Raw genomic sequence first — 22398 nt, 5'->3', positions numbered from 1 at the left:
GCCGGATTCCTTAAAGGAGATCCACCTCAGGGCCGTAACGGTCTGCAAGCCCCAGATAGTAGTGTCCCTCGTCCTGCCGGCCCCGCTTAAGACAGCCGTTGCCGTAAACCCTGCATTTTTTAACCATCACCTTAAGCGCCGCATCTTTCTGGCCTTGGGAAAGCCCCTCATCCCGGATCAGATTTAAAATGGATTGAATCCGGTATTTATCCTGGGAATGGGAGGCGGAGAGTTGGTCGTCGTGCCCGCCGTATTTCACGGTGCAGGGGATATCGATGAGGTGAACAGGGGTATCCCTGGAGACCCTCAGCCAGAGGTCGTAATCCTCGCACACGGGAAAATCTTCATTGAACATCCCTTTGGTTTCAAAAAGCTGGCGCCGCATCATCACCGCGGACGGGCTCACCAGACAGAGCTTCAAAGAGGGCTTGAAGATCATGCCCGAGGGCTTTTTATGCTTCACTTTGGGATTCACCCTTCGGCCGTTGCGTATCCAGACTTCCTCGGTCTGGCAGATGAGCACACCGGGGTCGGCCAGCATAAAGTCCATCTGAACCGAAAGCTTTTCAGGGGTCCAGGCATCATCGGAATCCAGCAGGGCGATGAAGGCACCGCGGCTCTTTCTGATGCCCAGGTTCCGGGCAGCCGAGACCCCCTTATTGGGCTGGGTCAGCACTCTGATCCGCTCCCCGTATCCGGCCAGCAGTGCCGGCGTCTGATCCGTGGACCCGTCGTCCACCACAACCACTTCCACGGGGTTATACTCCTGGGCCAGCACTGAATCCAGTGCCCGGGCCAGCACGTGTGCCCGGTTGTATGTGGGAATGATCACCGATACCAGTCTGTTTTCCTCTGTTTCCATGGAAGGGGTTATACCACGCCGGACGATCCGGGTCCACCCGCCTTGATTTCGCGAAAAAACAGAAAGGTAGAACCATTCAATTTCCATGCCGGGTCGCACCATAAAAAAACCAGTGATCGCTTGCATAAGTTCTTTTTTTCCTTGCTTTTTTTTACCCGATAAAAAATAATGAATACTATTTATTTCTGGTGCGAGTAATCCTTGACATACGATATAAATTCACTTAACAAGGGTCCTTGTTTTTGGGTAGTTTTACCTGTTACTAAAGAGGATATTATGGGAAAAGGCAAATCAGTAACACATGTAATCGACAAGGAATGGTGTAAAGGGTGCGGCATCTGCGTTCATTTCTGCCCCAAGAAGGTGCTTGAACTTGACAAGCAGGGCAAAGTGGAAGCGGTTCGCCCGGAAGACTGTATCGCATGTATGCTGTGCGAACTTAGGTGCCCGGATCTTGCAATTCAAATCAAAGAAAATCAGGAAGGGGAAAATGACTAACACATCAAATATCAGGTTTGTTCAGGGGAATGAGGCCTGTGTTGAAGGTGCTTTGTACGCAGGCATTAATTTTTTCGCCGGCTACCCCATCACCCCGTCCACTGAAATAGCAGAACACCTGGCCGGACGACTCCCGGAAGTGGGCGGCAAGTTCATCCAGATGGAAGACGAAATCGCGTCCATGGGGGCCATCATCGGTGCCTCCCTCACCGGCAATAAGGTCATGACCGCCACATCAGGCCCCGGTTTCTCCCTTAAACAGGAAGCACTGGGCTATGCCTGCATGGCCGAAATCCCCTGCGTCATTGCCAATGTCCAGCGGGGCGGTCCCTCCACCGGCAACCCCACCCACGTCAGCCAGGGCGATATCAACCAGGCCAGATGGGGGACCCACGGCGACCATGCCATCATCGCCCTCACCGCATCCAACCACCAGGATGTATTCAGAATGACGGTGGAAGCCTTTAACCTGGCCGAAACCTATCGGACCCCGGTCATTCTTCTTTTTGACGAAGTCATCGGCCACATGAGGGAAAAACTGATTATCCCCGAGCCCGGAGAGATTCAGGTGGTGGACCGCCTGAGAACCTCCGTTCCCAAGGGCGTGGATTACCATCCCTACCTGCCCCGTGAAGACGGCCGGCTGCCCATGTCCGACTTCGGCGCGGAGCACCGTTACAATGTCACCGGTCTTTTCCACGACATGTGGGGATTTCCCAATAACGACCCCAAAGTGGTTTCCGAACTGCTGCGCCACCTGGTGGATAAAATCGAAAACAACTGGGAAAACATCTGCATGTACAAAGAGCACTGGCTGGACGATGCAGATTATGTACTGGTATCCTATGGTTCCTCTGCCCGGTCCGCCAAGCACATTGCCAGAAACCGCAGAAAAAGGGGCGTCAAAATCGGCGTGCTGGAACTGCAGACCATCTGGCCCTTCCCTGCAGCCATCGTTCGGGAAAAATGCGCCAATGCCAAGGCTGTGCTGGTGGTTGAAATGAACATGGGCCAGGTGGTCACCCAGGTGAAAAACGCCGTGGACCATCCGGAAAAGGTATTCCTGGCCAACCGCATCGACGGCCAGCTCATCTCGCCCAGCGACATCAAAACCGTTTTGAGAATGATCCAGGGAAAGGGGGTCTAAGATGACAGATACAAAAAGTTTTCAATTCCAAGAATATGTCAGGGGCAGATACTTTCCCCACATGTGGTGTCCGGGCTGCGGCCACGGCATTGTCCTGGGTACGCTTCTGCGGGCCATCCACGAACTGGAACTGGATAAAAACGAAATCGTCATGACCTCAGGCATCGGATGTTCTTCCCGGATCTCAGGCTATGTGGATTTCCATTCGCTTCACACCATCCACGGCCGGGCCCTGTCCTTTGCCACCGGTGTCAAACTCTCCAGACCCCACCTCAAGGCCATTGTGCCCATGGGCGACGGCGACTCCCTGGCCATCGGCGGCAATCATTTCATCCATGCGGCCCGCCGGAACATCGACATCACTGCCATTGTCATGAACAATAAGATTTACGGCATGACCGGCGGCCAGTTCTCCCCGCTCTCCGGTCCCGGCAAAAAAGCCACCACCGCCCCCTACTCCACCATCGACAACAACTTTGATATCGTTGAGCTGGCCCGGGCGGCAGGGGCCACCTTTGTGGCAAGATCCACCACCTTCCACGCCAAGGAAGCCAAAGACATCCTGAAAAAAGCCATCATGCACAAGGGCTTTTCCGTGGTTGAAATCATGTCCCAGTGCCCCACCTATTACGGCCGGAAAAACAAGGAAGGCGACGCGGCCCAGATGATGGAAGGCTTTAAAAACTATACCGTAAAAATCGGGTCCAAAAAGCTGGAAAAAGACCCCACCCTCATCCAGCGGGGTATCTTTGTGGAAGACACAGACCGTCCCGAATATTGTGAAGCCTATGACGAGATCATAAAAGTTGCAATGAAAGGAAAAGAATAATGGATATGGAACGTTCCAGACTTGTATTTTCAGGTTCAGGCGGCCAGGGAGTGATCACCGCAGCCATTATCCTTGCCAAGGCTGCCGCCATTTTTGAAGGCAGAAACGCCACCCAGTCACAAAGTTACGGGGCGGCGGCCAGGGGCGGCTCAACCCGGAGCGATGTACTGATCTCGGATACTGAAATCCTCTTTCCCAAGGTCGTACAGCCCAACATTCTGGTCAGCCTGACCCAGGAGAGCTATGCCAAATTCGCCCCGGTCCTGAGGCCCGGCGGCCTGCTGCTCTGTGATTCAAGATACGTGACCCCGGAGAAAAAAGTGGCGGCCCGCCATGTGGCCTTGCCCATGTTTGATACGGTGATGAAAGAAATCGGCAAACCCATTGTCTTCAATATCTGTATGCTGGGCACCCTCATCGGATTGACCCATATCGTTGAATCCGACTCCATTATAAAAGTTCTTGAAAGCACCATCCCCAAGGACTTTATGGAAATGAACAAAAAAGCCCTGGAACTGGGCTTTAGAATGGGAGAGTCCGCAGCCTAAACCGGCCCCATTTCCCAAAGCAAAAAGGCCCGGTCTCCTTTTTTGGAGATGCCGGGCCTTTTTCTGCTAGGGCCTCTCCCTTTTTTTGGGGTGGCTAAAACAATTACTCCTCTTCTTCTTCAGCATTGCCCATTGGCGGCCCGGCCGCCGGGAATAGGTCTTCCAGGTTCAGTCCTTTGATTTTTTTAAGACAGTCGGCCAATGCCTCATCCTCAGTATTGCCCGCCCCCTGGTGCTCAGGTTTGGCCACAATGTTTACCAGGTTGGGCACGGCAATGAACTCCCCTGCCAGGTGGCCCTGGATTTTTCTGTGAAGGTCAATATAGATCATCCGGCCGTTGCGGATAAGATTGTACCGGGTAACCTGGGTCAAAATATCGTCTACATGAAGTTCCATTTGCATTTCTCCTTTTTTTAAGGTAGACCTGCCATACTTTACGCCTGTTTTCAAGGGCTTTGTGAACCCGGCCAAGACATGGTATAAATTTAGCTTAAATGACAATTTAAGGAAGAAACCGATTCCCATGGTCACCCAGGAAAAAAAACAGGTTAAACAACAAGGGAAAAATAAGAAAAAAAACATCCAGGACCCTGCACTTATTGCCGACTGGCAGTCCCTTCACAGGGTATTTATCCGCCCGGAAGACGAAAGCAGTAAAAACACCCTGATCAAATACATGGAGCAGATTCTATTCGGACTCCATGATTTCCTGAACCGGCACGTGGGGGTCACCGAAGAAATCAGCCTGGCCGAACTTTCCCGGGGCTATATGGATGTGGAAATCAACCGGCACCCCCAAAAAAAACTGGCCGATGTCATTGAGGACATTATTACGGAAATTGCTCCCCGTGCCGTGAACGTGGCCTCCCCCTATTTCATCGGCCACATGACCGCCGCCATCCCCTTTTTCATGGTCCACCTCAAGGCCATCACCGCAGCCCTGAACCAGAACGTCATCAAACTGGAAACCTCCAAAGTGCTTTCTGTTCTGGAAAAACAGGTGCTGGCGAAAATGCACCGCATGGTCTTTAAACGGGAGGATGCCTTTTACCAGGAACACATCCAAAACACCCGCACCGCTTTAGGTTCGTTTACCACCGGCGGGACCACGGCCAACATCACCGCCCTCTGGGTGGCCAGGAACAATCTCTTTTCCCCCACAAAGAATTTTTCAAGTATTGAGGAAAACGGCATTTTCGAGGCCATGAAAGCCCACGACCTGGACCGGGTGGTGGTCATCATCTCCAAACGGGGCCATTTTTCCTTAAGAAAGGCCGGGGGAATTCTGGGCATCGGCAACCAGAACGTCCTTGCAGTGGATGTGGACAACAACCGCTCCATCGATATCAATAAACTGGAAGCCCTGATCAAGGATCTCAAGGCGGAGGGGCGTACAAAAATCGCCGCCATCGTCGGCATTGCCGGGGCAACGGAAACCGGAGTCATCGACCCCCTGCCCACCCTGGCCGACATCTGTGAACGGGAAAATATCCATTTTCATGTGGACGCCGCCTGGGCCGGGCCCGTGCTGTTGTCAGAACGCTACGCCGGCCTGCTTGCCGGTGTGGAACGGGCAGATTCCGTCACCATTGACTGCCACAAACAATTCTACATGCCCATGACCGCAGGCATGGTCTACTTCAAAGACCCCAAGGCCCTGGATGCCATTGCCTACCACGCCAGATACGTCAACCGTAAAGGGTCTGTGGATCTGGGTATCAAAACACTTGAAGGCTCCAGGGAAGCCTCATCACTGATTCTGGACGCCGCCCTGAAGATCATGGGTTCCAGGGGCTACGCCCTCATGATCGAACACGGCATTGAAACGGCAAAAGCCTTTGCAACAAAAATTAAAAACCGGCCGCGCTTTGAACTGATTTCCGACCCGGTTTTGAACATCCTCACTTACAGGGCCGTGCCCCCCTCCATCCGGGCTGAACTGGATGGGGCACTGGCCGCCGGGCTGACGGAGCGGGTCAGAGACCTGAACCGGACCCTGGATGAAATCAATATCAATATCCAGCGGATCCAGCGGGAAGCCGGAAAAAGCTTTGTCTCCAGAACCCGGCTCAGAATAACCCCGACGGATGAATACAACGTGGTGGTCCTCCGATGCGTGATCATGAATCCCCTGACCACCCCCGATATTCTGGACGACATACTGGATGAACAGGAAGAGATCCTGTCCGCCCTTACCTGGTAAAACTGCCGCCGAATCGGCAGCCGGCAAGGCCGCCAATTCACTTATAAATTTTTGTATATATCTTCATTGAAACCGATAAACACACGGTTTCCGGCTTTCAGGGTCGGCGCCCGGAGATTTCCCGATCGGCCCATGGCTGCTTTCAAAATCTCCTCCCGGTTTTCATCGCCGGGCTGGAAATCCAGCACCTTTTTCCCCTTGCCGATAAAAGCCTGGGCCTGGACACTGATCAGCTCCCAGGCCCCATCGGTGTCAATTTTTTCCTTTCTTGCATCGGCGGTCTGGTCCACCTCAATCCCATTTTCCTCAAAATACTTTTGAGCTTTCTTGCAGGACACTCAGCCCTTTCTGATATAGGCCCAGTCTATTTTCATCCGGTTATTCCTTTTTTTTGATTGTTCCCCTGACAGCAGAAACCGGCAGGTGTAGTTTAACGGCTATTATCATAGCCCAAAGACAGCGGATATCTCAATCCCCAATTGCCGGGATAGTTTTATATAAAAAAGATTTACTTTTGGAACCGTACCCTTTAGATTTTAAACATATATCATCAACCAGCTAAGACGTCACCAGGCCGCGGTACAAGGAGCCCCGACTATGGCATCGACACAGATTAACGGAATCAGCGGACAGATCACAGGAGTCAGTCTTTCATCATTTCTTCAAATGGTGGAAATGGAGCAGAAGACCTGCACCATCAATGTCATGACCAAACAAAACATCGGGCACATCTATTTTCACAATGGCGAAATAGTGGATGCCGGCAGCATGAATTTAAAACAGGCTGACGCCCTTTACGATATCCTTTCATGGCGTAACTTCATCATAGAAGTGGAACCCAATCCCTCCAGACGTGACAATGTGATCAACCTGCCCCTGCTGCAGATTATCATGGAAAGCGCCCGCAGGGCCGATGAAAATCAGCCGGACGAGCAACCGCAGGCGGTAGCGGACGAGAGCATCGCACTGAAAACCATGGTATCCAACGAATTCTGCCTGGAGGTCGGCGTCAGGTTGCTCATTGAAATGACGGGATTCGATATGGCTTTCCGAACCACCCTTGTGGGCATTGAAAATGACAGATACCTGCTGCTGAAGGTCCCGGCTCCCTTTGACGCCTTTGACCCTGACCGGATAAAGAATGGGGATATGATTGTAAAGTCTTTGTATAAAGGCACAATCTATGCTTTCCGCTCAAAAATGATGGCCGTGATTTCCACCCCCTCAAGGCTGATGTTCATCCGGTATCCGGAAAGTATTGAGCACCATGAGCTTCGTGCCCATAAACGGTTTAAATGCAGCATTGTCGCCCAGGCCGAGGTAATTGCAGGCGAAAGGGGCGGTATCATAGAAAACATCAGCCTGGGCGGCTGCAGATGCACCATTGAAACCCGCCCCTCGGAACCGATCCGCCCCAAGGACCTTTTGAATCAAACCATTCCCTTCCGGTGCCGGATTCCGGGCACCCCAGAAGAAGTCAAATTCACAGGGCAGGTGAAAAATGCCCAGAAGATATCCGACGAAATTGCCGTGGGCATTGAATTCATCTACGATGATAATTCAGAAGAAACCCGTAAAATCATCGAGGGATATATCAAGCTGATTGAGTATGCCAGCGATAATGTTTAAGCCCTTTTTTAATTTTCCATCCCATGCCTATAAAAATCAAAAACGGTTTAAACACCACTTATTTATTCAATCGCCTCCGTCCTATACCGGCGACTCCCAGGAGCCCCAAACCGAACAGAATAAAACCTGCGGGTTCCGGAGTTACAACCGGCGGCGGTTCAAAACCCGTTCCAAATATAAACCCATGGTAAGCTGCGGTATTATCAATCTGAAAACTGATAAGAAGTTTGGTTATTTGCGTTATATCCGTTGCCATCAGGCTCTGTATATCCGCTGTAATGTCATTTGCCAGAAAACTTAGATAAACACCGCCTGAGGAGTACCCGGAAAGGGCGTCATCGAAACTGCCTGAAAGATATACCGTGTCGCCGCCTTTTATGGAAAAGCTTCCGTCATAGGAGTATAAGCCGTTGTTTGCGGTAACCCCCTGGGACGCCTGGAGGTGGAAAAGGGTATCCGGGCCAAAGGTATGAAACTGGCCGCCGATGTTTATCCCGGGCACCAGTGAGGTGATTGTAATTTCCTGGCCCAATGTCCAGTTTTCATCCAGGGTATTGGAGGACTGGAACCCGTCTAAGTCGATGTAGTCTGCTGATGCGTTTCCACCAACTGCCAGCAAGATAACCAGAACCAGAAGCAACCCTAAACCATAGTTCTTTACAAATTTCATCTTCAGTCTCCCCTTCCCTTAAAACAATTGCTGCCTTCTTTTAAAGCCGACAAGGGCAATGAGCCCGGATCCCAGAATCAAAAATGCCCCCGGTATTGGTGTTGCTGCAATCCTTGCGTTTATAACCCCCGAATAGGACTGGTCCATCCCCGAATACACATATCCGTTCGAGAGAACCAAAAATCCTGAGAATGTTGCCCCGGATGGAAACAAACCGGCCAGTTCCCCTCCATTAATTGACAGGGGCCCAAAAATATTGAAGTCCACAAACAATTCTTCCGATGGGCTATCGCTCAACCCGCCTGCACCTCCAGAGAGCAGCGCGTCGCCGCTGCCGTCATTTAACAGCATATCGGTAAACAAAGTCTGTTTCCATATGAGGGAAAAGGAGACCGGATCACCGGTTTTCAATAATGATTCGTCAATCCCCTCTATTGTCCCTGCAAATCCTTCCATGGAAAGCACCCCAAGGTTCAGACTATTATTATAGTCATACCTGAACTCACCGGAAAAATTGATGACAGGCGCGGCAGTGGCTGTACCGGCCAGTAAGATGCCTGCCAGTAATAACCCAGTTAATAGTAACGTCTTAAAGTATCTCAGCATCGGGTAATCCTCCAATCCCTGTAATTGTATTTATGAAGGACGCTTTCAATCATGGAAAGTATCACATGCATCCGCGTATCCACTCAATAAACCTGCCCATGTATATAGCAAGCAGCATGCCACAATAAAAAAGAATTATCGAACTGCTGTATCGCCTCTATTACAACGATCGCGATCTTTATAGTAAAAGATTGATCAAAACAAATTGAAGCAAATATAGGAATAAAAAGTAATAATTTGAGAATAAAAATACCATTAAGTATATTTAATCCCTATTTAATTCTTATAATTCCCATATTTCAACAGGGAAGATTGGGGGATAATTATGAATGGACCCAAAATCAAGCCCCTGGGAAGAAATCACCAGGGGCTTGATTTCATCGGTTTCAGTGAATTAATTGTTCAAAATCTTCCTAGCACTTTCATCATTCACATCTGTAACATGGGGGATACCGGTTTCCCGGGCGGTTTCCCTGTTGCCGGAAAAAATCTCGTGGCGGGTGATCTGGTCAAGGGAAAATTTCCTGGCCCCGGCCATGAGTTGCTGAAGACCGCAGCCCAGCTTGTCGGCCTGGGTATAGAACCCTATGGCGCCGTAGGGGATATGCTTCATTTCCTCCTTGCCCAGTTTGTCGGCCAGGTCGTGGTAGCCGGCAAAAATCTCGTCGGCGGTCTTTCCCACCTCAAGCACGGTCTTGGGCAGTTCGTTCCAGTTTCCGTTGACTTCAGCCCGGCGTTCGGGATAAATGGCCCCTTCAATATTGGCCCCCAGAAATCCGGGAATCATGATGGCCCGGCCCATGCAGACCAGCTTGGTGTAGGGTGCGCCCAGGGCCAATGCCTTGAAGATATGATCTTCCAGGGCAAAGCCGCCGGCAAAGGACATGTCCACCACATGTTTCCCCTTGGCCGACAGGATGCCGGCATATTCATGGGCCTTGGCGTGGAGGTTAATGGAGGGAACGCCCCAGCTTTGCATCATGTTCCAGGGGCTCATGCCGGTACCGCCGCCGGAACCGTCAATGGTAAGCAGGTCCAGTTCGGCATCCGTGGCAAACTTGATGGCCATGGCCAGTTCTTCCATGCCGTAGGAACCGGTCTTGAGGGTGATCCGCTCAAAGCCCAGGCTCCGCAGGTACTCAACGGAATTCATGAAGTCTTCCTGGACCTGGGAAACCGTTGACAAATGGGTGGAACCCAGGCGGCTGTGCCGGGCAAAGGACTTGATGGCCCCCTGCTCAAACCCTTCCTGTACCTCCGGCAGTGAAGGATCCGGATCCACCACATATCCCCTCTCCTTGAGGAATATGGCATAATCCAGGTTTCTGACCTGGATCTCGCCGCCGATATTCTTGGCGCCCTGCCCCCATTTCAATTCAATGATGCATTTATCCCCGTATTTGTCCACCACGTATTCGGCAACCCCGTTTCTGGTGTCCTCCACGTTGAGCTGGACAATAATGGCCCCGTATCCGTCCCAGTATCTCAGATAGGTTTCTATCCGGCGGTCGAGTTCGGGGGCGCTTTCTATTTTATTCTGTTTGATTTCGCCGGAGCCGATTTTGGAATTCCTGTCGACCCCGACCACATTTTCGCCGATAACGACGGGAATGCCCACAAGGGCTCCGCCGATGGCAAAGGCGTCCCAGTATTTTTCGGCAATGAATGTGGAGCCCAAAGCCCCTGTCATCAATGGCATGCGCACCTTGGTCTTCCGTTTTTTACCAAAGGCGGTTTCAAGGCTGACATTGGGAAAGATACAATCATCCGGGCTGTTGGTCAGGTCCTCACCCATGCCCCGGGCCCCGTAGGCATACCCCTGTATTCTCAGGGAGTTATAGGAAACCCCGAGATGGGTGGTGTTGTTTGCTCCGGCCGTGACCAGGCCAAAACTCCTGGGGTACAGCAGTTTCCTGCCCACCATGCTGGACAGCCAGGTTTCGCATTTTCCCTTGCAGTCAGCCCGGCACAGGGTACAGAGGCTGGATTCGCATGCATTGCCGCGATTTTTGGTTCCCAGGGCATCATTCGCTTTAGAAAATCTCATTTCCATTGGACTACCTCTCCTTTCAAGATGACGCGTTAAAAGATGACGCTATAACCAACAGGTTCCGGGACCGAACCCGGAACAAGATGAATTTTCGGACAGGTAAAACTTATGGACATTAATATGGAAAGAAATTTATTGTCAACACATTATTATGCAGAACACATGGCGCAAAGCACCCGCTTACAGGCCGGAGATAATACTGTCAGCCAGACTTTCAACCGGCCGTCTGCAACCCGCAGCATCAAAAAGAGAACCTGATGCACCGCCTGCAGCGGCCTGCATATCGATGCATAAAAAATCCATAATCGAAGCATATGCAATGCCGTTTTCCGATTGTTTTGCCTCCTTTTTAAGGGTGGCGATGAGATTGCCTGCATCTTCAATGGAACAGGAGCGTTCCGACCGGCAGGGCAGTTCAAGGATGGCGACGCTCACGGTGATCAAAGGGATCCGCCGAATCACCCCCTCCCTGTCCTTGGCCGTGATATATCCATTTTCCATGGACGCTTTATCATAAAAACTTTCAGCATTTTTCTTGAAGGTCACGGCCAGTTGGCGCATTTCAGTTTCCACCTGTTCCCGGGAGCCGCCCTTTATGCCCATGAAAAAATCGTCTCCCCCCACATGGCCCACAAACCGATTCTCCGACACTCCGGCCTCCTTGAGCAGGTCGGAAAACATGAGGATAAGCCTGTCTCCGTTACGGAACCCGTATTGGTCGTTATAGGGCTTGAAATTGTCAAAGTCAAAATAAGCCAGATGAAAGGTATGGTCCATGTCGGCCAGGCTTTCGCTGAAATACTCGTGGATCATTGTGTTGCCGGGCAGCTTGCTTAAAGGGTTCTGGTTCCGGGCCATGGTCAGATTTTTATCATTGATGAGTTTAAGCAGGGCATTGGTGGAGAGCAGGCCCACATATTTCATGTCATCCACCATGATCACCCCCTCATTGTTGTTGTACCGGGTGTAGGTTTCAATGAGCTTTTCCACTGAAGAATGGATGTCGGCAATGGGAATCTTGGTAATAAAACGCCCCAGATCTTTGCCGAAGCTTGGATTTTCCAGCAGTTGCCTGCCGAATTTTGAAAAGATAAACTCTTTAAATGCCGACTCCCTGATCACGCCCACCGGCTCCTGGTATTCATTGACCACCGGGAAAAAGGTGGCGGATTCTTCCTTTCTGAACCGGTCCACAATGGAAATCATATCGCAGTCGCTGCTCACAGGGGGGATATGCCTGATTTCACCGGCAATGAGCGAACTGTCCTTGAACCGGCTGTTTCTTCGTTCGGATCTGGAAAGGGTCCGTATTTCAGGATACCGGGGCAGCATTTCATCCAGATTCAGGGTGGGGGCCTGGATGAAATACCCCTGGACCATGTCGCACCCGATGGCCCGGCACTGAAAATATTCCTCCCGGGTTTCCACCCCTTCGGCGATGACAAGGCTGCCCATGAAATGGGCGAAATTAACAATGGTGGAAACCACCAGCCGCTTCTTGGGATCGTTTTCCATATTTTGTATAAAAAAGCGATCGACCTTGATGTAGTCGGGTTCCGTATAATAGAGGAGCTGGAGCCCGGCAAAACCGGTGCCGCAATCGTCCACGGCGATTTTAAACCCCTGGCCGTGATAGGTTTCAAGTATCTTGGCCACCCCGCTGTTATCTTGGAATCTGTGCTTTTCTGAAATTTCAAAGCAGATATCATTCTGGGAGTATCCCATGGGGCCCAGCATATCCATGGTATTGCCCGGGGAATAATCCAGGGAATCAAAGAGCCGGTTATCCAGGTTGAAAAACAGTTTGGCCGGATTCCTATCCCGGAATCCGGCGAATTTCTCAAGGGCATTGCGTCTGAGCACCAGGTCCACCTGATGGAGCAGTCCGTCATCATAGGCGGTGTCGAACAATTGATCGATGGAAGTAAAACCCGCCGCCTCATGGCACCTGAGCAGCGCCTCAAATCCAAAGGTGTTGCCGGTGTGGATATTCACGATGGGTTGAAATGCATAATCTATTTTTTCCAGCCTGAGCGCCCAGTCCCGGTCCCCCAGGACCGGCGTGTCTGTCTTCCATATCATTGTTGAAATTCCTTATCTTTATTCAAAAACCGTCAGGAGAATAGATGAATAAGATGAGAATTGTATTAATAAAAAAACATTTTTCTAAAAAAATGCGTTTTTAAGAATGGAGGGAAGTCGGCCGGCTGTGTTAGTTGGAATGCATGGTAAAGGTTTTTATCATCTGTTTCCGGAACATGCGGATGTAATCGATGATATTCGGGGTCAGGGCCGGCGCCTTGTCATTCCAGTCCACATATACCATGGACACAATTTTATTATCCACAAATACGGGGAACACAGCAAACCCTTTGATCTGGAGGGGTGTGGCGATGCCTTTGACGTACCAGTCGGGGATCTGCTGCTTATAGGCTTCCCTGACAATATCCCTGATCACAAGATCTGTGCGGCGGCCGATGGCGTTGTTAAAGATATCCGGAGTCCGGTCTATTTTGAATCCCAGGGCTTCCTTAAAGGAACGGGGCCTTTTTTCGCCCCGGAGGAACCGCGGTTCCATGGTATTGTTAACCTTTTTCTTTATACTGATCACCACCTGGTTAAAATAAAAACATTTATCCATGGTTTCAATGAGGCGGGTAAAAATTTCATGGATGCTTAAATTTTCCCTTAATGCCTGCTCCACCTGATCGATACCGATGTCAAGCGCCTCCTTGTTTTTCACCCCGGCACTCATATCCACGGTTTTCTTTTTCACCACAGGATCAATACCCAGCAACTCGGCATGGCGGGTGACCTTCTCCCTGGACATGCGGACCAGGCCCAGCGCCGTTCTCATATCAATGCCGACGGCGAAACGGTATTTATCCGTCAGGGCGCCAGCCTCTTCGATGGAGTCCGACCCGTCCTCTTCCTGGGAAATATTGCACAATTCGTGGATATAGGCGCAAAGATACCGGGTCTCCTCCTTCTGGCTAAGCTTTGTGGCCTTGCCGGGCACCTGTTTTACCGGGCGCATGGCATCAACCACATCCTTTGGCAGGTTCAGTTTTAAGGCCATCACCCGGCCCAGGTCCGAATAGGTCAGCCCGCATATTCCCTTTGCCGCCTCATCCTTTGAAATGCGGTTTTCTTCAACGGCAAGCGCCACACGGATATACAGGTCCGGATCAAGCAGCGCCACCAGGTATTCCCCCAGTTCATAGACCATTGCGGAAATCTGGAGGGCATCCGAGGTCCTGTTCCCCCGCTCCCATGCAATCTGCCGGGCAACGATACTCCGCTGGAGGCCTTTGAGGGTTTTTTCCTTGAGGATCTCCGAATTGGCCAGATCCTTCATCATTTCAAAGACCTTGAGACCGGCCGCCACCTGGCGGACCTCATCGGTACCCAGGATAATCATGGCCTCGGATATGGTTGCAATGCCTTTTTTGGAAAACTGCCTGTAAAATGAGGAATTCACCAGTTTCAGCACCTGGGCGGTCAGCGCCATATCCTTGAGGATGACCTTGGCAATATCCCCGGCGGAGGAATAGGTCATGGTCAAGATCTGATTAACGTTGTTGATCTGGCTGGAAAAGGTTAGAAAGGCATCCCTTCCCTTCATTTTTTTATAGATATCGTTTAGGAAAACCTTGCAGTCATCGGGATCCGCACGAATAACCTCCCCGGCTTCTTCCGGGGCAGGTTCTTTTTTGGCCGTCAGCCCGCCTTTTTTGGTCATCAGCTCATCAATACAGATGGTATCCAAATCCATCCCGGCGTGCGAGGAGTCCGTGTCGCCCATCAATTCTCCCAATTAACGCTGTCTGCTCAAAGCATGTTTTGTTAAAACATACTTGAAAATAATAAAATTTAATTCGTATAATATGACCCATATATTAGACGTTTTGCGACATATTTTCAAATGTTTTAGGATCAGCCGAAAAACCGGAACAAACCATGGACCAGGAAACACCCCCTGAAAATACATTGGCGGCCAAATTGGAAAAAATGAAATCCGCCTTTTCCAACTATAATGTGGTGCGGATGCGCGAAGCCCTGCGCTACCTCTCCGGCCCCAAACTGAAACTCTTTATCCAGATTCCCTTTCTCATCCACGTCAATCAGCCCAAATATCCGGGATTTGTGCCGGGAAAACCCGAGGCCTGCGGTATATACAACTTTGAAAACTCAGGGTTCTGCAAAGAAGGGCTCAAGCAGGGGCAGATGCCGGCCGCTGCCCTTCCCCGGGAAAGTGCCAGCCAGGATCCCGGCATCCTGGGATTATACCATATCGGTTCCCTGGGCACCTTTACCCAGTCGCCCCAGTCCGACTTTGACTACTGGGTCATCATCGACAAAACCCGGTTTACCGAAAAACGGTATTACAATCTGGAAAAAAAGCTCAACCACATCGTGAAATATTCAAGGGAGGAATTCGACCAGGAAGTTACCTTTTTCATCATGGACCAGGCCGACATCAGCAGGGACTGCTATGCCGGATTTGATACCCCCGAAACCATGATTGCCCCGAAACTTTTTCTCAAAGAGGAATTTTACCGGACATTCTTGATGATTGCCGGGAAAATCCCCCTGTGGACCATCCTGCCCGGCAACATGCCCAAAGGCGCCTATACCCGCCTGGTGGACCGCCTCTCCCAAAGCAGGGAGCTTTCCCCGCTGTTAAAGGATTTCATAGATCTGGGCAAGGTTGAAATCCCGGAGCAAAAGGAAATTCTCCAGGGCCTTAGCTGGCACATCTGCAAGTCAAGGGAGGATCCGGTCAAGGCCCTGATCAAGGCCACCATGATACTCTCCCACAGTGCCGGGAAAGAGACCGATACCATGCTGCTCTGCGATGAGCTTAAACAGGGATTTTCAGACGCAGGGATTGATGATTACGAAGGGGATCCCTATAAAATTGTATTCGACAGGGTCCTATCCTTCCATGAGGCCCACGACCCGGAAGGCCTGAGCCTGATTAAAAACGCCATTTTCTTCCGGCTCTGCGAATACCCCAATGTAAAAATCCCGGAGCCGGGTTCACCCAAAAAGCAGCTGCTGGACCGGTATATCAGGACCTGGAACCTAACCCCGGCCCAGGTCCGCAAGCTGGTCTCCTACCCCGACTGGGCGGAAGAAGAAAAGAGGCTGCTGGATACCACCTTTATCAAACGCCTGGCCCAGATGTACCGCCAGGCCGATCAAGAAACACCACCAACAGATGACAGTCCTGACCCCATATTGGAAAGAAACCTGAAGATTCTCACCCATAAGGTACTGGAACGGCTGAACACCAGCCAGAACAAGATCCCGGCCAGTTCCAACTATCTGACCCGGCAGGCCTTTGAATTCTTCCTTTTCAGGGAGCAGCCACCCGGGGAATGGGCCCTGAGCGGGTACCTTGCAGGGGGCGCCCGGGAAATCACCCTGTACCGGTCCAGAACCCTGCTGGGCCTTGTGGGGTGGATGATCGAAAACCGCCTCTACCACAGGAACAAAGCCCATATTAAGGTGGATGTAAAACGAAAGCTCTTTGAAAGCCGTGATGATTCGGTATCTGCAGATGCCCTCTACCTGGCCCTGCAGCCCGTAAAGCCCCTGTCAGACGACGGATTTGAGCACCCGGCCCGGTGGACAAAAATTATGGTTCTCCTGACGGCCGGGGACACAGACGGGGGAATATCCAGGATTGAACTATTAGCGGTAAATTCCTGGGGGGAAATGTTCGAGGACCAATTGAGACTTGACACCACGGACAAGTTGACCCATAGATATAAAACCATTGCGGATAAAATCAACCAATACAAGGGGGAGGCCGTCCGGCTGTTTTTTTACCAGTTGTCGGAACGGCGTGATCCGGATGCTGTATACGAAATCAAGCAGTTGCTGGCTGCCAGATTCCTCACCAACCGCCCCGACACCCCCGTTAGGAAACGTCCCCTGCTGGACAAATTATAGGAAAATATATGGCCACCCCGTCAATCCTTGTGAGTACAGAGAATACCAAAGACCAGATCAATCTCCTGAAAATTTTAAAAAAAATAGGCTACACCAGCATTATTACCGCCCAGGGCGGAGAAAACGCATGGGAACTGCTCAAAGAGACGGACATAGCCTGCGTTATTGCCGCCTATGAAATGGATGAAATGTCCGGACTGGCCCTGCTGAAAATCCTGAGGAAAGAAGAGCGGCTGGGGGATATCCCCTTCTTTCTCACGGATGAGGCTTTCACCAAAATCAAGGTAATCAAAGCGGGGCAGGCAGGTGTCAGCGGCCTGCTGGTTATCCCTTACGACCCCAAGGTCATGAAAAACAAACTGACCATGGCCATGGGCAAGGTGAAGGATCCGGTGATCCAGAAAAGCGAACAGACCGTTGAACAAGGCATGGCGCTCATTGAGAAAAAAGAATACAAAAAGGCCCTCAAACTCTTTCAAGCCCTGGTCAGCAAAAAGGAAAACCCGGAATACTACTACAATATCGGCTACATCAAAACCGCCCAGAACAAACACCCCGAGGCCATTGAGGCCTTTTCCAAGGCCACCCAGCTGGACCGGCTTTTTGTCAAGGCCTATGAAGCCATGGCAAAGACCTACCGGGCCATGGGAGATGCCCAGAAAGCGGAAGAATATGCCCAGACTGCCGCAGAAATCTATATGGACACGGATAAACTGGGAGAGGCCGAAGAACTGTTGACCGAACTGCTGGAATCCGGTTCAAATTCCCTGAATGTCTTCAATACCCTGGGGGTCCTCCATCGGAAAAAAGGCAATATGAAAGAGGCCATGCAGCAGTATAAAAAGGCACTCAAGGTTCATCCGGACGAGCCGTATATCTATTACAATATCGGCCGGCTCTACCTGGACACCAAGAATACGACCAAGGCCAAGGCCTATTTCCAGGCGGCCCTGGACAAGGACCACGGTTTTGACGAGGCCAAACAGGTGATCAAGGCCATCGACCTGGGACTGATCTGACGATCATCACAGCCATACGGGGTGGATATCGTCAAAGGTATCCTTGGTGCACTGGACTACCGCGGCCATCCTGAAATACCGCAGGGCCATGCCGATATACCGGGTCAGCAGGTTCAGGTAGATCAGGTCTCCCCCGCTGACCTTCCAGGGCTCTGAATGGTAGACCCTCAGGGCCCCGATGATTTTCCCCCTTAAATTCACCGGCAGGGAAACTATGGCGCGTATCCCTTCTTGTTCCGCCTTTTCCGGGTATTGGAGCTGGTCGCTGTCCAGGGTATCCTCAATGATCACGGATTTAAGATTGGGCGCAAGCCTGATGCTCTGGTCCGTCAGAATCGGCCCCTTGTTGACATACTCTATACTCAGCCCCTCTGTGGCAAGGACCTCCAGGGCCTGTTTCCTTGGATTTACCGCAAAAATAGTGACCCCTTTTACCCCCATGACCGATACCATCATCTGGGTCATCCGGGATGCCATAAGCGTGGGGTTATTCTGGTCAAACACGGCATCCACGATCATTTTAAAATGCTCCAGTTCCAGTTTATTTTCTGATGCTGTCATTGTTAATCCTCCATATTCTTTAAATAAACTTGGATGAAAATGCTAGTTGACAATGTGAACGCCGATGCCGCCCTCAATATGGCGGACGATCTGTTTTGAAATACTGCGGCTGAAGAAATTCACGATATTGCCGGGATTCCGGTTGAGTACCACCACATCATACTTTCCCTCCTTCCAGAGCCCGATGATATCCGCAGCCACATCCTTTCGCACCGGCTTAAAAATACAGTTCACATGGTGGCCTGCAATCCCGTGGGCCATGAGCTGCTCCCGGACTTCTTCCAGGGCTTTTTTGCGCTCGTCCTGCTTAAGCTGGAGCACAGCGGTATTGTGAATCACTTTTTTCATCACAGGGGTGTCTTTGATATCCATCTCCGGTACCGGGGTGTATGCGTGAAAAAGGGTCACCTCCACCCCCTGCCGTTCCGAATACCGCTCACCCACAAAATCAACGGCCCTGCTATCGTTTGGGGTAAAATTATAGGGGATTAAAATCTTAACTGACATCCTGACCTCCTTTCATAAAAATAAGGTTGGTCGCGGGGAAAACCGTGCGGATGCGTGGACGACGGGAATGCCGCTGGCGGAAACGTTCAGGGCAAAAGCACATTGGGGGATAGAAATTCAGTATTTCTGTGAGGAACTACATGCTTATTTTATACCAGACCCAAGGGGATTTAACAAACAAATTGCAATAAATTCCAGACCTTGGTAGACTGAATTTAAGCATTATTTCTGACACTGCACATCATCTGGTTATTTTATCTCAAGCTCCCCCGCATGTTCTGCCGGCCATTCTTTTAATTTTTACCAATAAAACAAAAGGAGGCAAGATGGCAGTTTCAATCGTAATCAGACGAATGGTAAAAAACGAGGAAACCGCAGAGAAGCTTGCGCCCCTCATTGTACAACTCAGGTCCAAGGCAATGGTACAGCCCGGCTTCATCACCGGCCAGACTTTCAGTTGTCTGGACTGCGAAGGGGAGTACATGGTCATCAGCACCTGGGACACCCTGGAGGACTGGAACCGTTGGATGCATAATGAAGACCGCAAGGTCATTCAGCAACAGGTGGACGAGCTTCTGGGTGAGCGGACAGGCTACCGGTACTACGAGCCTGTGGTGGGCGGCATCACCCCCAAGTTTGATGTGAGTCCCTGACAGCTAACCGTAAATATTCCGGCACCGGGTCTCTTTTATGGCGAAGGACGCCCCAAGGGCGATAAGGGTAAAAACCAGCATGGCTGTAAAACCGTTGTGGTAATCTGCCGCCCCATAGATGCGGATTCCGTTTTCAATGGCCCCGTCCCAGGTCAGATCCGCAATGAAACCGAAGAGGGGCTGCATCAGGGCCGTGCCCACAAAACATCCGGTGTTCACCACACTCACAGCCATACCCGAGAGGTCCGGATGGATGATTTCCTTGGCGGCGGCAAAGGTGAGCACAAAGGAGGCCCCGGCAAATCCCAGGACGCCGAAGAGGACAAAGCTGTGGATTCCGGGCCGCCACGCGCCATACATGAAAACCAGCCAGGAAAGGGTATACAGGGCTGTACCGGCGATGACCAGGGGGCGGCGACGGCCCAGCCGATCTGAAAACCAGCCGAAAAACAGGGACCCTGCGGCAAAACTCAGAAGCATCACCGTCATGTGATCGGCAGCATATTCCCGGTTCAGGCCGTGGACATCCCGAAGATAAGGCACGCCCCACAGCCCCATAAAGGAATAAAGCGCCCCCACCATGCCCAATTGTACCCAGAATCCGGGCCAGATGGCCGGTACACGGACAACGGTGTTGAAATTTGTCAGCCAGTTCCGGGAAAGGGGACGGTCAGCGCTGTGCCCGCCATAGGCGTTGGGCGGACTGAATCCCAGGTCTTGGGGACGGTTTCTCACCACCACCCGCCCCAGCAGGGCGAGGACCAGGGAGGCGCATCCGATGCCGATGAACACCCTACGCCACTCAAACACCGTCAGGATCTGAGCCAGGGGGCCGGCGGCCAGCACCGAGCCCAGGTTGCCGAAAAGCAGGGTCACGCCGCTCATGAGTCCGAATACCCGTTCATGGAACCAGACGGAATTGTTTTTCATGATGGAGACAAATACCACCGACACCCCCAGCCCCACCAGAAAACGGCCGGCACAGGCCATTTCAAAGGAACCGGCAACGCCGAAAAGAATGGAACCGGCGCCGGCAATGATATTGCCGTAAACAATGGACGTCCGGGTCCCCAGGGTATCGGCGATGATGCCAGATGGGATTTGCATGACCGCATAAACAAAAAAATAAATGGCGGAGAGGGTTCCCAGACCGGCCCCTGAAACCTTAAAACTTGCCATTAAGAATTCAGAGACCACCCCGGGGGCCATACGGTGGAAATAGACCAGGATATAGGTCAGGATCAGTATGGCGAAAATCATCCATTTCGTAATCTCAAACCCCATTGCCCCCTGACCTGCCCCGGCCGTTCCAGCAGCTTTTGATTCCATCGGTCCCCCTTTTCAAAAATATATGATCTTGTCATGCCTTTTTTAAGGCAGTTGTACCTATAGTGCAGTTCTCCGGTCTTCGCATCTTTGATTTAATGCCGTCAACCACTTTGAGCAGGGCCCCTGCAACGGCCCGGGAGTGGAGAATTCGCCCCCGTTCAATCAATTCTTCCATCTGCCCGTTGGCGGCCGGTTCAAAATTTGTTTTTGGTGAATAGGTCATGGAATACCTCCTTATGGTCCTGGGTTGGAATTATTCCTATGGACAGAGTTTAGCCCATATAATATTCTTCAGTAAATTGGCAAAATCATTAATCTGATGTGCATTATTGCACATCACCAGACAGGAGGCAGCCCATGGGGTTAAACTGGGACGATTTGCGGTACTTTCTGGCATTGCACAGAAAAAAATCCCTGAACGGGGCGGCGGCGGAACTGAATGTGACCCACACCACGGTCTCACGACGGATCACCGCCCTGGAAGCGACCCTGGAAACCCGGCTGTTTCTGCGCACGGAGAAAGGCTCACACCTCACCCCGGCAGGGGAAAAGCTGCTCCCCTTTGCCGAACAGCTGGAAAACACCACCATGAACCTTGAAGAATCGGTTGCCGGCTGCAACAACCTGATCTCAGGTGCCATCCGCATCGGCGCCCCGGACGGCCTGGGCAATTGTTACCTGGCCGCCCGCCTGGGCAAGCTCCAGTCCAGGCACAGCAGCCTGGCGGTCGAACTGGTGCCCATTCCGGCCTATTACAGCCTTTCCAAGCGGGAAATCGATATCCTGATCACCGTACGCAAACCCCTCAGGGGAAATGTGGTCGTACGCCGGCTGGCCCGGTACCGCCTGGGACTGTTCGCCTCAAGGGCCTACCTTGAATCCGCTCCACCGGCAAGGTGCAAACAGGACCTTAAGCACCACACCTTTGTGGGCTATATTGATGACCTGCTTTTTGACAATGAATTGAACTTTATGGACGAAATCCTTCCAGGCCTGAATGTGGCATTCCGCAGTTCAACGGTAATGGCCCAGCTGGCTGCCGTTGCATCCGGTGCCGGCATCGGGGTGATTCCTTTTTTCATGTCAGCGGACCGTGACGATCTGATCCCGGTGCTGTCGGAAATCTGCATTGAACGATCCTACTGGCTCCAGGTGAATCCGGATTCAAGGCAGCTGGCCAGGGTCAGGACGGCAATGGATTTTCTTGTTGCCCAGGTGGCGGCTGACAAGGCCTTATTTATGAACGCGCCCTAAAGGCATCAGGCCCCTGGATGACCTGGAATGGCCCTGAACGTTTCTCCAACAAATATAGGACACAGGGAGTT

Annotated in this window: 22 protein-coding genes; 10 read left to right on the top strand and 12 right to left on the bottom strand. The window is 51.5% G+C overall.

Annotated elements, in window-relative coordinates:
• Positions 1–10: 10 nt before the first annotated feature.
• Entirely contained in the window at positions 11–862 is an 852-nt protein-coding gene (locus HUN04_23860) for a glycosyltransferase family 2 protein (protein ID WDP93391.1), read from the bottom strand.
• 276 nt (positions 863–1138) lie between these two features.
• Here HUN04_23860 and HUN04_23855 point away from each other — a divergent pair, with 276 nt between their 5' ends.
• From HUN04_23855 to HUN04_23840, 4 genes are read left to right on the top strand one after another with little or no spacing between them, the layout of a single operon-like run.
• The gene (locus tag HUN04_23855) at positions 1139–1360 is read left to right on the top strand and encodes a 4Fe-4S binding protein (GenBank protein WDP92590.1); all 222 of its coding nucleotides are present in this window, start codon (positions 1139–1141) and stop codon (positions 1358–1360) included.
• Positions 1353–2507: a 2-oxoacid:acceptor oxidoreductase subunit alpha gene (locus tag HUN04_23850; GenBank protein WDP92589.1), complete on the top strand. Its 1155-nt coding sequence runs from the start codon at positions 1353–1355 to the stop codon at positions 2505–2507. Before HUN04_23855 ends, HUN04_23850 begins: the two co-directional genes overlap by 8 nt.
• Position 2508: 1 nt before the next feature.
• Positions 2509–3336: a 2-oxoacid:ferredoxin oxidoreductase subunit beta gene (locus HUN04_23845; protein ID WDP92588.1), complete on the top strand. Its 828-nt coding sequence runs from the start codon at positions 2509–2511 to the stop codon at positions 3334–3336.
• Between the two features lie 5 nt (positions 3337–3341).
• Positions 3342–3884 (top strand): 2-oxoacid:acceptor oxidoreductase family protein, encoded by a 543-nt coding sequence (locus HUN04_23840; protein ID WDP93390.1) that lies wholly within the window; start codon positions 3342–3344, stop codon positions 3882–3884.
• A 103-nt stretch (positions 3885–3987) separates the two neighbouring features.
• Here the strand turns inward: HUN04_23840 and HUN04_23835 are convergent, their stop codons facing one another.
• Positions 3988–4281 (bottom strand): hypothetical protein, encoded by a 294-nt coding sequence (locus HUN04_23835; protein WDP92587.1) that lies wholly within the window; start codon positions 4279–4281, stop codon positions 3988–3990.
• Between the two features lie 127 nt (positions 4282–4408).
• Here HUN04_23835 and panP point away from each other — a divergent pair, with 127 nt between their 5' ends.
• Positions 4409–6088 carry a putative pyridoxal-dependent aspartate 1-decarboxylase gene (gene panP, locus HUN04_23830; GenBank protein WDP92586.1) on the top strand — a complete coding sequence of 560 codons (1680 nt, stop codon included), beginning with the start codon at positions 4409–4411 and terminating at the stop codon, positions 6086–6088.
• 41 nt (positions 6089–6129) lie between these two features.
• Here the strand turns inward: panP and HUN04_23825 are convergent, their stop codons facing one another.
• Positions 6130–6426 carry a hypothetical protein gene (locus HUN04_23825; protein WDP92585.1) on the bottom strand — a complete coding sequence of 99 codons (297 nt, stop codon included), beginning with the start codon at positions 6424–6426 and terminating at the stop codon, positions 6130–6132.
• A gap of 259 nt (positions 6427–6685) precedes the next feature.
• Between HUN04_23825 and HUN04_23820 the strand changes: the two genes are divergently transcribed.
• Positions 6686–7717: a DUF4388 domain-containing protein gene (locus tag HUN04_23820; protein WDP92584.1), complete on the top strand. Its 1032-nt coding sequence runs from the start codon at positions 6686–6688 to the stop codon at positions 7715–7717.
• A gap of 58 nt (positions 7718–7775) precedes the next feature.
• Here HUN04_23820 and HUN04_23815 read toward each other — a convergent pair whose 3' ends face one another.
• From HUN04_23815 to HUN04_23795, 5 genes are all read right to left on the bottom strand, one after another.
• Positions 7776–8387, bottom strand: a complete 612-nt coding sequence (locus HUN04_23815; GenBank protein ID WDP92583.1) for a PEP-CTERM sorting domain-containing protein — start codon at positions 8385–8387, stop codon at positions 7776–7778.
• 18 nt (positions 8388–8405) lie between these two features.
• Positions 8406–8993 carry a hypothetical protein gene (locus HUN04_23810; protein ID WDP92582.1) on the bottom strand — a complete coding sequence of 196 codons (588 nt, stop codon included), beginning with the start codon at positions 8991–8993 and terminating at the stop codon, positions 8406–8408.
• 394 nt (positions 8994–9387) lie between these two features.
• On the bottom strand, positions 9388–11040 hold the full coding sequence (locus HUN04_23805) for an FMN-binding glutamate synthase family protein (protein WDP93389.1): 1653 nt from the start codon (positions 11038–11040) through the stop codon (positions 9388–9390).
• A gap of 183 nt (positions 11041–11223) precedes the next feature.
• A complete protein-coding gene (locus HUN04_23800) occupies positions 11224–13125 on the bottom strand; it encodes a GGDEF domain-containing protein (protein WDP92581.1) in 1902 nt (633 codons plus the stop codon).
• A 130-nt stretch (positions 13126–13255) separates the two neighbouring features.
• Positions 13256–14848 carry an HDOD domain-containing protein gene (locus HUN04_23795; protein ID WDP92580.1) on the bottom strand — a complete coding sequence of 531 codons (1593 nt, stop codon included), beginning with the start codon at positions 14846–14848 and terminating at the stop codon, positions 13256–13258.
• A gap of 155 nt (positions 14849–15003) precedes the next feature.
• On the opposite strand from HUN04_23795, the gene HUN04_23790 reads away from it, so the two are divergent.
• Both HUN04_23790 and HUN04_23785 read left to right on the top strand, forming a co-directional pair.
• Entirely contained in the window at positions 15004–17004 is a 2001-nt protein-coding gene (locus HUN04_23790) for a class I adenylate cyclase (protein ID WDP92579.1), read from the top strand.
• A gap of 8 nt (positions 17005–17012) precedes the next feature.
• Positions 17013–18023: a tetratricopeptide repeat protein gene (locus HUN04_23785; GenBank protein ID WDP92578.1), complete on the top strand. Its 1011-nt coding sequence runs from the start codon at positions 17013–17015 to the stop codon at positions 18021–18023.
• Between the two features lie 6 nt (positions 18024–18029).
• Here HUN04_23785 and HUN04_23780 read toward each other — a convergent pair whose 3' ends face one another.
• Both HUN04_23780 and HUN04_23775 read right to left on the bottom strand, forming a co-directional pair.
• Positions 18030–18584, bottom strand: coding sequence for a GAF domain-containing protein (locus HUN04_23780; protein ID WDP92577.1), 555 nt, complete (start codon positions 18582–18584; stop codon positions 18030–18032).
• A 42-nt stretch (positions 18585–18626) separates the two neighbouring features.
• Positions 18627–19091: a universal stress protein gene (locus HUN04_23775; GenBank protein WDP92576.1), complete on the bottom strand. Its 465-nt coding sequence runs from the start codon at positions 19089–19091 to the stop codon at positions 18627–18629.
• A gap of 326 nt (positions 19092–19417) precedes the next feature.
• Between HUN04_23775 and HUN04_23770 the strand changes: the two genes are divergently transcribed.
• Positions 19418–19744 carry an antibiotic biosynthesis monooxygenase gene (locus HUN04_23770; GenBank protein WDP92575.1) on the top strand — a complete coding sequence of 109 codons (327 nt, stop codon included), beginning with the start codon at positions 19418–19420 and terminating at the stop codon, positions 19742–19744.
• A gap of 3 nt (positions 19745–19747) precedes the next feature.
• Here the strand turns inward: HUN04_23770 and HUN04_23765 are convergent, their stop codons facing one another.
• Together HUN04_23765 and HUN04_23760 are read right to left on the bottom strand one after the other, a co-directional pair.
• Positions 19748–21028: an MFS transporter gene (locus tag HUN04_23765; GenBank protein ID WDP93388.1), complete on the bottom strand. Its 1281-nt coding sequence runs from the start codon at positions 21026–21028 to the stop codon at positions 19748–19750.
• A gap of 76 nt (positions 21029–21104) precedes the next feature.
• The gene (locus HUN04_23760) at positions 21105–21296 is read right to left on the bottom strand and encodes a hypothetical protein (GenBank protein WDP92574.1); all 192 of its coding nucleotides are present in this window, start codon (positions 21294–21296) and stop codon (positions 21105–21107) included.
• Between the two features lie 134 nt (positions 21297–21430).
• On the opposite strand from HUN04_23760, the gene HUN04_23755 reads away from it, so the two are divergent.
• Positions 21431–22327: a LysR family transcriptional regulator gene (locus tag HUN04_23755; protein WDP92573.1), complete on the top strand. Its 897-nt coding sequence runs from the start codon at positions 21431–21433 to the stop codon at positions 22325–22327.
• Positions 22328–22398 lie beyond the last annotated feature (71 nt).

The sequence above is a fragment of the Desulfobacter sp. genome, assembly GCA_028768525.1.
In the GTDB taxonomy this organism is placed as follows: Bacteria; Desulfobacterota; Desulfobacteria; order Desulfobacterales; family Desulfobacteraceae; genus Desulfobacter.
This window is presented reverse-complemented; position numbering and strand designations above follow the sequence as displayed.